Origin of the sequence: Hymenobacter ruricola, from assembly GCF_015694525.1 — a bacterium.
Taxonomy (GTDB): domain Bacteria; phylum Bacteroidota; class Bacteroidia; order Cytophagales; family Hymenobacteraceae; genus Hymenobacter; species Hymenobacter ruricola.
On sequence record NZ_JADQDM010000001.1, the window covers coordinates 251,172 to 265,469 of the forward strand.

Here is a 14,298-nt window from a genome sequence, read left to right on the forward strand (position 1 = left end):
GGCTAGGCTTTTTTGTGCTTGATAGCTACCCTGGGCCACCAGGCTGGGTTGCTCCGAATACATCATTGACGGGCTGAGCTATGCACAAAAAGGCCCGGCTTGTGCAAAGCCGGGCCTTTTTTCAAGCCATCAACCGAGGCAGGCGGGTTATTCCACCAGCAGGCGTTTGGTCACCGGGCCCTCGCTCGTGGCCAGGCGCAACACGTATACGCCCGGCGCCAGGCCGCCGATGGCAAAGCGGGCTTCGGTGCCGCTGAACGTTACCTGGCGCACGAGCTGGCCCAGGCTGTTGTAGAGGCTGGCGGGGGCGGCTGTAGCGGCCAGGGCGGCGGGCAATTGCACCACAAAGGCCGTGTGGGCGGGGTTGGGGTACACGGCCACCGAGCCGCTGAGGGCGGCGCTGGCCGTGGGCAGCGGGGTGGCATCGGTCTGGGCGCACACCTGGAACACGCCGCCGGTGCTGCCCACGCCCAGGGCCCACAGGCGCACGTAGAGGGTGGCGCCGGGCGTCTGGCCCGTCAGGCGCAGCTGCGAGAAGTTGCCGCCGCCGGCGTAGTCATCGTTGCAGTCGAGCTGGGTAAGGCTGCCGCAAGTGCCGCTGTAAATGGCCATGGCCGTGTTCGAGACGTTGCCCGTCGAGCCGGTGGTGACCTGCACAATGCCGTTGGCCGGCACGGTGAGCTGGCCCCACACGTCGTAGAGGGTGCTGCTCGTGGCGCAGGTTGGGGCCGGCGCCCCGCTGCCAGCGGTGGCGCCGGCCGTGGTCACGCGGGTGTACTGGCACACCGTGCCCACCGGCAGCACCACGGCCGTGGCGCAATTGTCGTTGCTGGCCGTGAGGGCCGGGGTGGTGAAGGTCACGGTTTGGGTGGTGCTGCTACCCCCCGCGCAGGTGGCTTGCAGCAGCACGGCGTAGGTGGTGCCCGGCAGCAAGCCCGTGAGCTGCACCGGCGAGGTGGTGGGGGCCGGCGTGACCACCTGCGGCGACGAGCCGGCCGCCTGATAGCTGATGGCGTAGCCGGTGGCCCCGGCGGCGGGCGTGAAGCTGAGCGTGGCCGCATTGCCCGTCACGTTCGTTATGCTCAGGCCCGTGGCTTGAGCGCAGCTGGGCGCCGTGGCCGCGGTCGTGAAGGTGAACGTGGCCGGGGCCGAAACCCCACCCCCGTCGCAGTTGGCCGTCAGGGTCACGGTGTAGGTGGTGCCGGGCAGCAGGCCGGTGAGGGCCGCCGCGGGGGCGCTGGGGGCCGGACTCAGCGTTTGCAGGGGGCCGGCGGCGGCTTGGTAGGTGAGGGTATAGCCCGTGGGCGCGGCGGCCGTCACAAGGGTGGAGAAGTTGACCACGGCCGAGGTGCCCGTGATGTTGTCCACGTTGAGCCGGGGGGCCGAGCAGCCGCCGGGGGCCGTCACGCACACCGTGAACGTGCCCGTGGCGCTCGCGAAGCGCGAGTTGCCCACCTGCACGTAGTAGGTGGTGGCGGGCGTGAGGGTGGTGAAGGTGAGCGGGGTGGTGGCGCCGCCCGCCGTGGTGGGCACCGAGCAGCCCAGCAGGGTAAAGGTGTTGCTGTTGCAGCTGGTGCCGTTGCCGCTCCATACCTGCAGCTCGTTGGCGCCGGTGCTGCTGTTCAGGCTCACCGTGGCCTGGGTGCTGGCCGGGCCGCTGGCGGCAGTTGTGAACTTGTACCACAGCTTTTTGTAGGCACTGGCCTGCCCGCAGCCGGGGCCGCCTTGGTTGCCGTAGTACAGGTCGCCGGCCACCGAAAGGCAGGTGGGGTTCACGGCGAGCGGCAAGGCATCGCAGGAAAACCCGTTGCGCGCCGGCACGTTCAGCGGATACGCGGTGGAGGCCGTGCCGCCGTAGGAACAGGCCGAGGAAATAAGCGCCGTCTGGGACGACCCCGGGGCCAGGCCGCTGAGCAGCACCGGCGAGGCCATGGTGTTGAAGCTGCGGCTGGCCCCGCCCCCGGACAGGGTGACGGTGTAGGGCGGCACGTTGTTGGCCCCCGGCGTGAACGAGAGGATGCCCTGGTCGGGCTGCAGCCCCGCCGCGGTGTAGCTGATGGCAATGTTGCTCACCGGCAGGCATTCGGGGGCGCCCGGCCCGTCGGTCACGCAGATGGTGAACGGCCCCTGCACGTCGTTGGAGCCGTAGCCGGCCACCTGCACGTAGTAGGTGGTGCTGGGGCTGAGGGCCGCCGTGGTGAGGCGGCCCGCCACCGAGTTGTTGGTGGTGCCGCCGGTGCATTGAATAGACGTGAACGGCCCGGCGCACGAGGGCGCCGAAAACAGCCGCAGCAGCCCCGCCGGGCTGCCGCTCACCGTGACGGTGGCCCCGAAGCTGGCCAGCCCCGTGCTGGCCGTCGTGAACTTAAACCACACGTCTTTGGGGGACGTGGACTGCCCGCAGCCGTTCACCTGCCCGTTGCTGCCGGGGTTGAAGTAGCCGTTGGCTGCGGTGGTGGTGGCCCCGGCGTTGGTGCCGGTGGTGGGCGTGGTGCAGAGGCTGCCGAGCAGCGGCAGTGCCAAGGCCCCGCAGGGGTCGTCGTTGGCCGGGGCCTGCGCCTGACTCAACAGCGGCCACCAGCCCAGCAGTACCGCCAGGCCGTTTCGAACGTTGCGCAACCGGCGGCTGAAGCGCGACCCGGGGTAGTTGTTATTCATAACCGAAAGCAAAAAGGGTGAACAGTAGGTAAATAAATAACGTAGAAGTTATTTAACAAAACTATACTGTTTTATTACAGGTAAATAACTAAGCAGAAAAGCCCCGACTCCAAGAAGCCGGGGCTTTTCTTTGTCTCTATGCCTTCCCTTCAAATGGAGCGCCTACTCCACCGCCTCTTGTTGGCCTGGCTGGCCCTGCTGGCGGCCCTGCTGCTGAGCCTGCGCTTCGCTCCGGCCTTGAGCTACGGGCTGCTGCTGGCCGTGGCCATCGGCTGCCCGGTGGTCGTGGGGCTCCTGCTCGGCCTAGTGGCGCTGGGACTGCGCGGGGCGTGGCGCCGGGCCCGGGTGCTGCGGCGGGCGGCGAAGTGGCGGCGCGAGCAGCCGGACAATCGGGAGTGGCTGGGACGGGACAGGTAGCAACCCCAATGCGGCTTTGACAGCCCCGGCTCACCAGTCGGGGCTTGTTCGTAGCTTGGCCTCATCATCCGGGGCACCGACAAAGCCTTCAATGACTTTGCCGCAGCCGGTAGCGATGCCGCCTTAAACAACACGGCTTTGGGCTTCCAGCCCTGGCTGTATTGATGAAACGGCTGGGCCTGCAGCGGTTTCGAAGGGAGCGGGCCGTAGCGTGAACTGTGTGGTTCGCGTGCCCCGCGTCAGTAGCAGCCGTTCTGGTACCCAAACTGCACAGTTCGCGCTACTGTGCAACGACTCCGAAACCGCGCTGATGCGGCCTTTACACCTCGTAGAATTCCAGCGGCAAGCCGTCGGGGTCGGCAAAGAAGGTGAAGCGGCGGCCCGTCAACTCATCCACGCGAATGGGCTCGCAGGGCACCGCGTGCGTCTCCAGCCACTGAATGGCGGCCGGCAAGTCGGCCACGGCAAAGGCGAGGTGGCGCAGGCCGGCCGCTTCCGGGTAGCTGGGGCGCGGCGGCGGGCTGCGGAAGGAGAACAGCTCGATGAGGTATTGGCCCCGCACGGCCAGGTCCAGCTTATAGGAATCCCGCGCGGCCCGGTGGGTTTCGGCCAGCACTTCCAGGCCCAGAATTTCGGTGTAGAAGTGCTTCGAAACGGCGTAATCGGCGCAGATGATGGCGACGTGGTGCAGGCCAAGAATGGGCAGCATAGGGCTAAGAATTGGGCGGTTGATGGAACGGCCGTGGTGAATAACTGCCCGTGAAGAGGCACCGAAAAAGCAAGCTCACCCGACAGCCCGTTCCGATAGTCGCTGAGCGCGGTAGTAGGGTCAAATAAGTTGGTACTTACTTGTATAAAGACAAAGCTACGCTGCTCCGTTAGCACCCCATTGGTTTGGGGTTTACACAAAGGCCAACGTAGTATATTTGAAAGGTTGCGCCTGCCATCCCACCCTCGGCCCAACCTTTTATCTCACGGTGATTACAAGACTATTTTCCTGCGCCTCGGCGTGCCTGGCGCCTGTTTTTCTGCTGCTAAGTGCCTGTAGCGGGCCGGCGGCGCACCCTTCGTACCGCATTGGGTTTTCGCAGTGCAGCACCGGCGGCACCTGGCGCAAGGCGGTGCTGGCCGGCATGGAGCGCGAGCTGAGCTTTCATCCCGAAATGCACCTGCGCATGCTGGATGCGCACGACAACAGCCAGCGCCAGCAGGCGCAAATCCGGGAGCTGGTGCGCGGCGGCATCGACTTGCTCATCGTGTCGCCGCAGGAGGCCGGGCCCGTGACGCCGGCCGTGGAAGAAGCTTTTCAGCGCGGTATTCCCGTGGTGCTGCTCGACCGGCGCATTACTTCGGAGCAGTACACGGCTTTTGTGGGGGGCAACAACCTGGAAGTGGGGCAAACCGCCGCCCGCTACGCCGCGCGCCTGCTCAAGGAGCACGGGCACGTGCTGGAGATTCTGGGGGGCGTGAATGCCTCGACCACGGCAAACCGCCACCTGGGCTTTGCGCAGGGCCTGGCGGCATTTCCCAACATGCATTTGGTCGCGCAGGTCAATGGGAATTGGGACAGCGTGGCCCTGCAGCCCTTGCTGGCGACCGCGCTGAAAGCGCACCCGGAAGTGTCCATCATTTTTGCGCACAACGATGAAATGGGCCTCGGCGCGGCCCGGGTGCTGCGGCAGCTGGGACTCCGCAAAAAGGTGCGCATCATTGGGGTCGACGGGCTGGAGCCGGGCCTGGTGCAACAGCGCGCGCTCACGGCCTCGCTGCTGTACCCGCCCGCCGGCGAGGACGCCATTCGGACGGCCGCGAAGATTCTCGCGCACCAGCCTTTCAAGCGGGAAAACATCCTGGGCACGATGGTCATCGACTCGACCAACGCGATGACCATGCGCCAGCAGATTGACAAGATGGTGAGCCAGCAGCGCGACATTGAGCGGCAGCAGGGGCTGATGCAGCACCTGCTGGCCACCTATGCCACCCAGCAGACGGCGCTGTACGTTTCGCTGGCCTCGCTGCTGGTGGCGCTGGCGCTGGGCGCGGTGGCTTGGCGCTCGGCCCGCAAAAACCGGCAGATTAACCGCCAGCTGGCCCTGCAAAACGCGGAAAACGATAAAATCAACCGCGAGCTGGCCAGCCGCAACGAAGAATACGACCGCATCAACCACGAGCTGACCAGCCAGAACCAGGAAAACGACCGCATCAACCGGCAGCTGCTGCAGCAGAACGAGGAAATCAGCGCCCAGCGCAACCAGCTTGAGGTGCTGGCCGAGCAGTCGCGCGCCGACACCGAAGCCAAGCTGCGCTTTTTCACCAACTTTTCGCACGAGCTGCGCACGCCGCTCACCCTCATCATGGGGCCGGTGGAGGAGATGCTCAGCAGCGGCCCGGCCCTGACCACGAGCCAGCGCCAGGACCTGACCCTGGTGCGCCGCAACACCCAGCGCCTGCTGCAACTGGTGAACCAGCTGCTGGACTTCCGCAAAATTGAGGTGGGCAAAATGGCCGTGCGCGCCACCGAAGGCGACCTGGTGGCTTTCGTGCGCGAGATTGTGGAGGTGTTTGAGAAGCCGGCCCGCCTGCGCGGCGTGCAGCTGCGGCTGCTGAGCGCCAAGCCGAAGCTGACGGCGTGGTTCGATGGTAATTTGCTGGATAAGGTGTTTTTCAACCTGCTGTCCAACGCCGTCAAGTTCACGCCCGACCAAGGCACGGTGACCATCAGCGTGCAACCGGCCGACGACGGGCAGGCCTTGCAGGTGAGCATTGCCGACACCGGCCGCGGCATCAGCGAGCAGGACCGGGCGCACATCTTCGAATGGTTTTACCAGGGCAGCCAGGGCACCGTGGCCAAGGGCTCGGGCATTGGCCTGGCGCTGGCGCACGGGCTAGTGCGCCTGCACCAGGGCCTGCTCACGTTCAGCAGCCTGCCGGGCCGGGGCAGCACCTTCACCGTGACGCTGCCGCGGGAACTGCCGGCCGAGCTGCGCGCCGACAACCCGACTGACCCATCGGAAATGCTGCTGGAAGTAGCTGAGGAAATTCTGAACGATGTTAATTCAGAAACCGCGGCCATCGCCAAAGCTGAAAGCGACACGCTGGTGCTGGTGATTGAAGACAACGAGGAAGTGAACGACTTCCTGACGCGCAAGCTGGGCGGCGACTTCCGGGTGCAAAGCGCCACCGATGGTCACACCGGCTTCCGCCTGGCCACCGAGCTGCTGCCCGACCTCATCGTGTGCGACGTGATGATGCCGGGCCTGAGCGGGCTGGAGGTGGTGGCCCAGCTGCGGGCCGACTGGCGCACCTCGCACATTCCGGTCATCCTGCTCACGGCCCGGGGCGCGGCCGAGCAACAGGTGGAAGGCGTGCAAGCCGGTGCTGACCTCTACCTCACCAAACCTTTCAACCCCACCTTCCTGCTCGAAAGTGTGCGCACGCTGCTGGCCAACCGCGCCCGCCAGCGCGCGCAGTTCCGCCGCGAGTTCCGGCTGGACGAAGCCGCGCCCACGCCCGACCAGAAGTTCCTGGCCGACCTCACCGCCACCGTGCAAACCCACCTGAGCGACACCAACCTGGGCGTGGAAGACGTGGCTCGCTACCTGGGCCTGACGCGCATGCAGCTCTACCGCAAAGTGAAGGCGCTGCTCGGCACCGGCGTCACGGAGTTCATCCAGGGCCAGCGCCTGGACAAGGCCGGCGAACTGCTGCTCGACGACTCGCGCTCCATCACGGACGTGGCGTATGAGCTGGGCTTTTCCACGCCGTCGTACTTTTCCAGCAGCTTCCGGGCGCGCTATCAGCTTTCGCCTTCGGAGTACCGCGCCCGGCACGTAACGCAGTAGGAGCGGGGCTTGCCCCCGCCCGGACGTTGGCGCCGTTTCAACGATTCCGTTCAACGACGAGCGGGGGCAAGCCCCGCCCCCTACATCATTCTGACCGTAAAACAGCACTAAAAGGATTATTACAGCCGCGCGCTAAAATTGAAACCGAGCCTTCTTTAGGCTCGGTTTTTATGTTTATATTCTATTCATTATCAGTGCATAATAAGAAAAAAACGATGTGAACAATCCCTGTTAAAAATCAGAAAGGGTGCGCTGCTGCCGATGTAGAACTTTGCACAGCTTCGGCTCCGTGTAATGTTTCAAACGTCTGGTCTTATGATGCGCAAGGTTCTGGTTCGGTGTTGGGTGATTGGCCTGCTGGTTGCGGTGGTTGGGGGAGAGGTGCGGGCGCAGAAAGGCGGACGTCCGGCGTTCATTCTGCTCGATGGCGCCCAACTGGCGGCCTACAAAGCGGCCTACCAGAAAGGCAGCGCGGCCGAAACCAAGCAGGTGCAGGCGGCCGTGGCCGACGCCCAAAAGGCGCTGAAGCACGGCCCCTACACCATCGTCAACAAACCCCAGACGCCGCCTACCGCCGATAAGCACGACTATATGTCGCAGGCGCCCTACAGCTGGCCCGACCCCGCCAAGCCCGACGGCAAGCCCTACATAAACCGCGACGGGCTGCGCAACCCCGAAGCCGCTGCCTTCACCGATGAGGACAACATGCTGGACATGACCAGCGACGTGAAAAAGCTGGCCGTGGCTTATTACTTCACCGGCAAGGAGGAATATGCCGCGCAGGCCGCCAAGCAGCTGCGCGGGTTTTTCCTGGACCCGGCCACCCGCATGAACCCCAACCTGAACTTCGCGCAGGCTATTCCGGGCCTCTACACGGGCCGCTGCTACGGCATGATTGAAACCCGCAACATCGTGGAAATCCCGGACGCGCTGGCTTTGATGGCCGATAGCAAAAGCATCGACACCAAGCTGGTGAGCGGTTTGCAGGACTGGTTCCGGCAGTTCACCAACTGGGCGATGACCAGCCCGCTGGGCTCGGCCGAAGGCAAGGTGGAGAATAACCACGGCACCTTCTGGGACTCGGAAGTGGTGGATTTTGCCCTTTTTACCGGCGATGAAGCCCTGGCCCGAAAGGTGCTCGAAACCCAGACCAAGGCGCGCATTGCCACGCAGCTGCAGCCCGACGGCGCCCAGCCCCTGGAACTGGCCCGCACCCGCCCCTGGAACTACGTGACCATGAACATGCTGGGCTGGGTACGCCTGGCCCGATTAGGCGAAAAAGTCAACGTCGACCTCTGGAACTACGCCCTGCCCGACGGCCGCGGCCTGCACAATGGCGTGGCCTGGCTGAAGCCCTACCTGCTGAAAGAGAAGCAGATGGAACGCGCCGATGTGGTGCCCATCAGCAACCAAACCGCGTTGCTGCTTTACGACAAGGCCGGCCAGCACTACCCTGATTTGGCCGCCGACAAGGTCTTTGCCTTGTATCCAAACAACGTCCGGCTGCCCTGGACCTTGTAGCGAAGCGGCCCTGCAGGTTTCGCGGTGGGACAAGAAACCTCAGGGCCGCCGAGCTAAAAATGCACCCCTTGCCATCCTTTCCCGAAATTCCTTTGCCATGAACGCACCGCGTCCGACGCTGCTGCTCTTGCTCGCGCTGGCGGGCCCCGCGGCGGCCCAGAAGTCTCCTGATATTCCTGTGGGCCAGGTAATAGCGCTGGCCGAAGCGCAGTACGCCGCTTTTCTAAAGCAGTACCCCGACAGCACCCGGCAGCCGCGCAGCACCCAGCCCGATGGCTCGCTGCAACTCACCACCTCACGCAACTGGACCAGCGGTTTTTTTGCGGGGAATCTGTGGCAGCTGGCCCGCTTCACGGGTAAGGACAGCTGGCGCCACCGTGCCGCTGCCCGTACCGAAACCCTGGAAGCCGAAAAATATACCACCGACAACCACGACCTGGGCTTCATTCTGAACAACTCCTTCGGCCAGGGCTATGCGCAGACGCAGCCGCCGAAGTACTGCGAAGTGCTGCTGCAGGGCGCGGCCACGCTCTCGCGCCGCTTCAGCCCGAAGGTCGGCGCCATCCGGTCGTGGGATTTTGCGCCGTTCACTTATCCGGTCATCGTCGATAATTTGATGAACCTGGACTTCCTGTTTGCGGCCAGCAAGCTGAGTGGCGACACCACGTACGCCCACATCGCCAAAACCCACGCCAATACCGACCTGAAATACCGCTTCCGTAAGGATTACAGCACGTTTCACGTCCTCGATTTCGACCCGGCCACCGGCCAGCTGCGCAAGGCGATGACGCACCAGGGCTACTCGGACCAGTCCTGCTGGTCGCGCGGGCAGGCCTGGGCCATCTACGGCTACGCCATGCTCTACCGCAATACCCACGACCCGCGCTACCTGGCCGCCGCCCAGCACGCGGCCAACTACTTCCTCAAGCAAACCAACCGCATTCCTGACCATATTCCGTACTGGGATTTCAACGCGCCCGACATTCCCAACGCCCCGCGCGACGCCTCTGCGGCGGCCATTGCGGCCTCGGGCCTGCTGGAGCTGAGCAAGTACGCCAAGAGCCCGAAGAAGTACTACCAGGGCGCCACGGGCCTGCTCAGCAGCCTCTGCACGCCGCAATACCTGGCCACGGCCGGCACCAACAACTTCTTCCTGCTGAAACACGCCACCGGCTACAAGCCCGCCAACTCCGAAGTGGACGTGCCGCTGGTGTACGCCGACTATTACCTGCTCGAAGCTCTCTGGCGCTACCAGAACTACAACCAGTTTCTGGCGCTGCTGTAGCGGTGGCGCGTTCAGCGGACGTTCTTTTTGAGCAAGCGGTTTTGCAGGGCCTCGCGGTAGCTTTCGGCGAGCGGAATGGTGGCCGTGCCGACGGTGACCTGGTGGCGCTCGATTTTGCGGATGGCCTTCAAAGCCACTATGTAGGACTTGTGCACCCGGATAAAGTCCTGGGCCGGCAGGGTGGCTAGCATGTCAGCAATGGTCATGCGGGTGCTCACCTGCCGGTCCTGCTCGTGAATAAACAGCAGGTTGGTGTCCGATTGAATGTAGAGCACCTGTTCCACATTCACCCGAATCCAGTCGTAGCCGTCCTTGACGAAAATGCCGGGCGGCCCCTCTTTCGCGGGCAGCCCCTGGGCATACGCCCGGTTGCAGGCCTGCAAAAACCGGCCAAACTCAATGGGCTTGAGCAGATAATCGAGGGCTTGCAGCGAAAACCCTTCGACGGCGTGCTCGGCATAGGCGGTGGTGAAAACGATGGGCTTTTGCAGCGGCGCCACCAGCCGGGCAAAATCCAGGCCGCGTAGGTCGGGCATCTCAATGTCTAAAAACACGAGGTCGACGCGCTGTGTGTGCAGGCAGGCCAGGGCCTCGCTGGTGCTCAGGAAGGAGTGGGTGAGCTCCAGAAACGGCACCTTGGCGGCGTAACGCTGCAGCACCTCCAGCGCGGCGGGCTCATCGTCGATGGCAATGGCGTGCAGCATAATCCTTTACAGGTCAATGGTGAGGGAAACGATGAAAGCGTCGGCGGTTTGCTCAATGTGCAGCTCGTGCCGGCTGGCATACATCAAAGCCAGCCGTTGGCGGGCGGTGGCAATGCCCGTGCCCGGGCCGGGCCGGCCGGCCACCGGGGCAATGCTGTTGGCCACGCGCATCCGCAGGCGCCGGTTTTCCACCGTCACCGCCAGGTCGATGTGGGAGGGCTGCGCAAAGCTAATGCCGTACTGGTAGGCGTTTTCGACGAACGGCAGCAACAGCAGCGGGGCAATAGGGGCGGGCTGGCCGTCCCATTCCAACTCGGTCGACACGCGCAGGTCGTCGCGCTGGGGCAGGCGGGCGCGTTGCAGGGCCACGTACTTTTCCAGAAACGAAAACTCGTTTTCAATGGACGTCAGCGGTTGCGTCGATTCCTGCAGGGTGAAGCGCATGATGCCCGCCAGCTGCTGAATCAGGTCGGCCACCGTTTCGTTGTCGACGCGCTGAGCCTCGTTGTAGATGGTATTCAGGGCGTTGAACAGAAAGTGCGGGTTCACCCGGGCCTTGAGCGCGGTCAGCTCGGCCTCTACTTTTTGCTGCAGCAGGTGGTCTTGCGCCCGGCGGGCCCGGAATGAATCGGCCACGTAGCCATAGGCCACCACCACGGCCAGCAGCACGGCCGTCATCAGCAGGTTCTCGTCGATGAACTCAGGCACGCGGTCGGTCCGCAGCTGCAGCAGCTCAAACAGCGCCCACGCCAGTCCGCACAGCCACGTGCCGTAGCGCCAGCCGGTGTCGCGGCCCAGCGCCCAGCGCCGGAACGCCAGCCGGTAGTTGAGGTGGGCCACGGCTCCCAGGCCGGCCAGCAGCAGCCCGATGCCCAGCAGGTACCGGGCCAAGCCCCCCACCTCGGGCGCCGCCGCCGCGTTGTGCCACACGCCCACGTACAGCAGCCGCCCCCAGTAAGCGAGCAGGCCGGCGAGGGCAACGGCGAAAAGCAAGGCCGGAGCCGGCCGGAAACGAAGCATAACGAGTAATTAGTTGGCGCGGGACTTGTTGGCCGCCGGTTTGAGGCCGTGCGTCTCGCGCTGGCCTTGCTCTTCCCGCACGGGCGCGAGCAGCAGGGCGCTGGTCAGAAAATCCATTTCTTCCACGGCCTTCACGTAGTACGTGCGGCCGGGCCGGGCATCGAGCCGCACGGTCTGGTTGTCGGAGAAATAATCCCGGACCGACTCAATCTTCACTGACCCCGGCGGCACGTCCAGTTGCAGGTAGCGGTTGGTGGGCAGGGCGCCGGCCTTCTGGTCGTTCACCTTGATGTCGTAGGTGCTGCCGCCAAATTCGCGGAGTCGGTAAATCACCAGGCGCGCCTGGTTGGTTTGGGGCGGTTCAGGGGCCGGGGCCCCGCTGCTCAACAGCAGCCACGCCAGCACGAGCACAGACGCTTTCATCACTGGGCCGCGTTGGAGTAGTTGGTCGAAAAATAGAAGCTGCCCTGAAAGTAGAACTGGCTGATGCGGTCCGTGGGCGCCCCAATCAACTGAAACGCCTCCGACTCCCACGCCCGGGCCTGCACCCCCCGCCGGTAGCCCAGGCGCAACACCCGGGAAATGTCGTGCTTGCGCTTCTCCCGCTGGCATAGTTCCAGGTTAATGTCCCAGTAGGTGTTGTTCAGCTTGAGAGAAGGGATATTACCGGTCTGGCTGTACTGCGTCAGGTTTTGAAACGCAACGGGTTGGCTGGTGCGGTTGTATACTGCGTAGTCGTAGAACAGCCCGCCCAGGCCCACATTAAGGTACAGGCGCTGGTTGCGGCTGTTGAGGACGTCGTACCCCAGCAGCGCGCCCGTGTAGCTGGCGTAGGTACGCCGGGCCACGAGCGCGCCCTGCTCATTGGGGGGCACAAAGTTGAAGCCGTACCCGATTTGAAACAAGCCCTTCAGCCGGTGGTAGCGCCCGCCCACATTCGCGTGCACAAACGGGTCGATGGGCCTTTCCCGCTCGATGTTATTCTGGCGAAAAAATACCTGCATGTTGGGCGTGCTGGTGTAAGGCAGCATGAACCCCAGCTCGGTGATGATGCCGAACTTAAAATTGCTTTTCGGCGGAAAACCCGTGACCTGGGCCGAGTCCACCGTTTGGCTCATCGCCGCCCGGCTCGTCAGAAGAAACAGAAACAAGAAGCGCTTCATACACAAAGGAGATAAGTGGTTGATGCTTCAAAACAACCGCGGCCCCGAAGCCCGGCCAAAGCCGTGTGGCCAACGGGGCAAACTTTGTGGGCAAACCCGCCAGATTTGTGATGTGGGCCCGCACCGCAACCCCGATTTATGTAAATACTAGGCTGTTTTCACGAGCCCCAACCCATAAAAAGCCAAAGGGTCCGCTCGAAATAATCGACCGGACCCTTTGGCTTTTTAATCAAATCCTACCCGCTTAATACCCCGGGTTCTGCGTCAGCTTGCTGTTCAGCAACACTTCGACCTGCGGAATGGGAAACAGCTCCTTATTGGCGCTTGGGGCCATGGTGCCGTTGGCCGCGTCGAGGGTGGCGTATTTGGTTTTGAAGGCCTGCATGGTGCTGGTGGCCTTGCCCCAGCGGATGAGGTCGTGCCAGCGGTGGCCTTCGAAGCACAGCTCCACGCGGCGCTCCTGCTCAATGGCCAGCTGCGTGTCGGCGGTGGTGAGGGTGAGGGGCTTGGCGGCCAGGCCGGCACGGGTGCGCACGCGGTTGATTTGCGGGATGGCCAGGGCCGTTTTGCCGTTGTTGTTCAGCGCTTCGGCGTACATGAGCAGCACGTCGGCCAGGCGCAGGATGGGCCAGTCGTTGTCGCCCTCGTTCGCAGACAGCACGTTGTACACGAATTTCTTGGCGTAGTAGTCGGTGGCGTTGCCAGTGCCGGTGGCGATGAGGAAAGCCGGCTTGCGCAGGTCGCCGGCCTCGAAGGCGTCGTTCAGGTCCTTGGTGCCGAGGTTGGTGCTGCCGGCCACCACGGTGGTCACGTTGAACCCCGCTGGCGCGAAGTTGTAGGCGAACGAGTTGCCCTCGCCGTTGCCGGAACTGAAGTACTGGCAGGCGAAGATGATTTCGGCGTTGTTGTCCTTGCCCACGCCAAACACGTTGTTCACGTCGGGCAGCAGCTGGTACTGCGTGAGCGCCACCACTTCGGCGAGCTTGGCTTCGGCTTCGGGCCACTTTTTTTCCTGCAGATACACCTTGCCCAGTAGGGCCTTGGCGGCGCCGCTGGTGGCGCGGCCCACGTTGGCGGCGGGGTAGGAGGCCGGCAGGGCGGCTTCGGCGTCGGTCAGGTCTTGTTCAATCTGGGCGTACACGTCGGCCGCGGGCGTGCGCACCAGGGCCAGCGCTTCGGCCTGGCCTTTCAGCTCGGTGAGCACCAGCGGCACGTCGCCGAAGAAGCGCACCAGGTTGAAGTACATCAGGGCGCGCAGGAACTTGGCCTGGCCCACCAGCTGGGTTTTGGTCACCGGGTTGGCGTAGCTCACGTCGTCGGCGTGGCCCAGCGTCACGTTGGTGCCGGCAATGACGGTGTAGTGCTGGTTCCAGGCGCTGGCAATGTTGTTGTTGTTCACCAACCAAGTCAGCTTGTCGAATTGCCCGTAGCCCACCTCGCTGGAGTTGATGGTGCGGGTATTATCGGAGGGCAGCTCGGTGAACTGGAAGTAGCCGTTGTACACGCTGCGCATCGAGCCGTAGGCCCCGGTGAGGGCGCCCTGCAGGTCGGCTTCGGTCTTATAAAAGCCGTTCACCGGAATGATGTCCTGGGGCGTGAGGTTCACAAAATCTTTGCAGCCGTAGCTGCTCACCGTGAGGCCGGACAGCAACAAGGCACGGAGGATGAAGGTGGTTGGTTTCATGATA

11 protein-coding genes are annotated in these 14,298 nt (G+C 63.8%); 4 read left to right on the forward strand and 7 right to left on the reverse strand.

The features are described from left to right. Window positions 1–147: 147 nt before the first annotated feature. Window positions 148–2,658: a fibronectin type III domain-containing protein gene (locus I2H31_RS01155; RefSeq protein WP_196291163.1), complete on the reverse strand. Its 2,511-nt coding sequence runs from the start codon at window positions 2,656–2,658 to the stop codon at window positions 148–150. 138 nt (window positions 2,659–2,796) lie between these two features. Between I2H31_RS01155 and I2H31_RS01160 the strand changes: the two genes are divergently transcribed. Then, window positions 2,797–3,075, forward strand: a complete 279-nt coding sequence (locus I2H31_RS01160) for a hypothetical protein (RefSeq protein WP_196291164.1) — start codon at window positions 2,797–2,799, stop codon at window positions 3,073–3,075. A gap of 319 nt (window positions 3,076–3,394) precedes the next feature. On the opposite strand, the gene gloA2 is transcribed toward I2H31_RS01160, so the two are convergent. Continuing rightward, window positions 3,395–3,784, reverse strand: coding sequence for an SMU1112c/YaeR family gloxylase I-like metalloprotein (gene gloA2, locus I2H31_RS01165; RefSeq protein ID WP_196291165.1), 390 nt, complete (start codon window positions 3,782–3,784; stop codon window positions 3,395–3,397). Between the two features lie 268 nt (window positions 3,785–4,052). Here gloA2 and I2H31_RS01170 point away from each other — a divergent pair, with 268 nt between their 5' ends. From I2H31_RS01170 to I2H31_RS01180, 3 genes are all read left to right on the forward strand, one after another. Next, the gene (locus I2H31_RS01170; RefSeq protein WP_196291166.1) at window positions 4,053–6,917 is read left to right on the forward strand and encodes a substrate-binding domain-containing protein; all 2,865 of its coding nucleotides are present in this window, start codon (window positions 4,053–4,055) and stop codon (window positions 6,915–6,917) included. A 315-nt stretch (window positions 6,918–7,232) separates the two neighbouring features. Next, complete coding sequence (locus I2H31_RS01175; protein ID WP_196291167.1) at window positions 7,233–8,438, forward strand: alginate lyase family protein; 1,206 nt, start codon at window positions 7,233–7,235, stop codon at window positions 8,436–8,438. Window positions 8,439–8,535: 97 nt separating this feature from the next. Then, window positions 8,536–9,723, forward strand: a complete 1,188-nt coding sequence (locus tag I2H31_RS01180) for a glycoside hydrolase family 88 protein (protein WP_196291168.1) — start codon at window positions 8,536–8,538, stop codon at window positions 9,721–9,723. 11 nt (window positions 9,724–9,734) lie between these two features. Here the strand turns inward: I2H31_RS01180 and I2H31_RS01185 are convergent, their stop codons facing one another. From I2H31_RS01185 to I2H31_RS01205, 5 genes are all read right to left on the reverse strand, one after another. After that, entirely contained in the window at window positions 9,735–10,427 is a 693-nt protein-coding gene (locus I2H31_RS01185; protein WP_196291169.1) for a LytR/AlgR family response regulator transcription factor, read from the reverse strand. Window positions 10,428–10,433: 6 nt separating this feature from the next. Then, entirely contained in the window at window positions 10,434–11,447 is a 1,014-nt protein-coding gene (locus I2H31_RS01190; protein WP_196291170.1) for a sensor histidine kinase, read from the reverse strand. A 9-nt stretch (window positions 11,448–11,456) separates the two neighbouring features. Next, window positions 11,457–11,870, reverse strand: coding sequence for a DUF2846 domain-containing protein (locus tag I2H31_RS01195; protein ID WP_196291171.1), 414 nt, complete (start codon window positions 11,868–11,870; stop codon window positions 11,457–11,459). Beyond that, a complete protein-coding gene (locus I2H31_RS01200) occupies window positions 11,870–12,610 on the reverse strand; it encodes a hypothetical protein (RefSeq protein ID WP_196291172.1) in 741 nt (246 codons plus the stop codon). The genes I2H31_RS01195 and I2H31_RS01200 overlap by 1 nt, the downstream gene beginning before the upstream one ends. Window positions 12,611–12,854: 244 nt before the next feature. Further along, window positions 12,855–14,294 (reverse strand): RagB/SusD family nutrient uptake outer membrane protein, encoded by a 1,440-nt coding sequence (locus I2H31_RS01205; RefSeq protein ID WP_196291173.1) that lies wholly within the window; start codon window positions 14,292–14,294, stop codon window positions 12,855–12,857. Window positions 14,295–14,298: the final 4 nt, after the last annotated feature.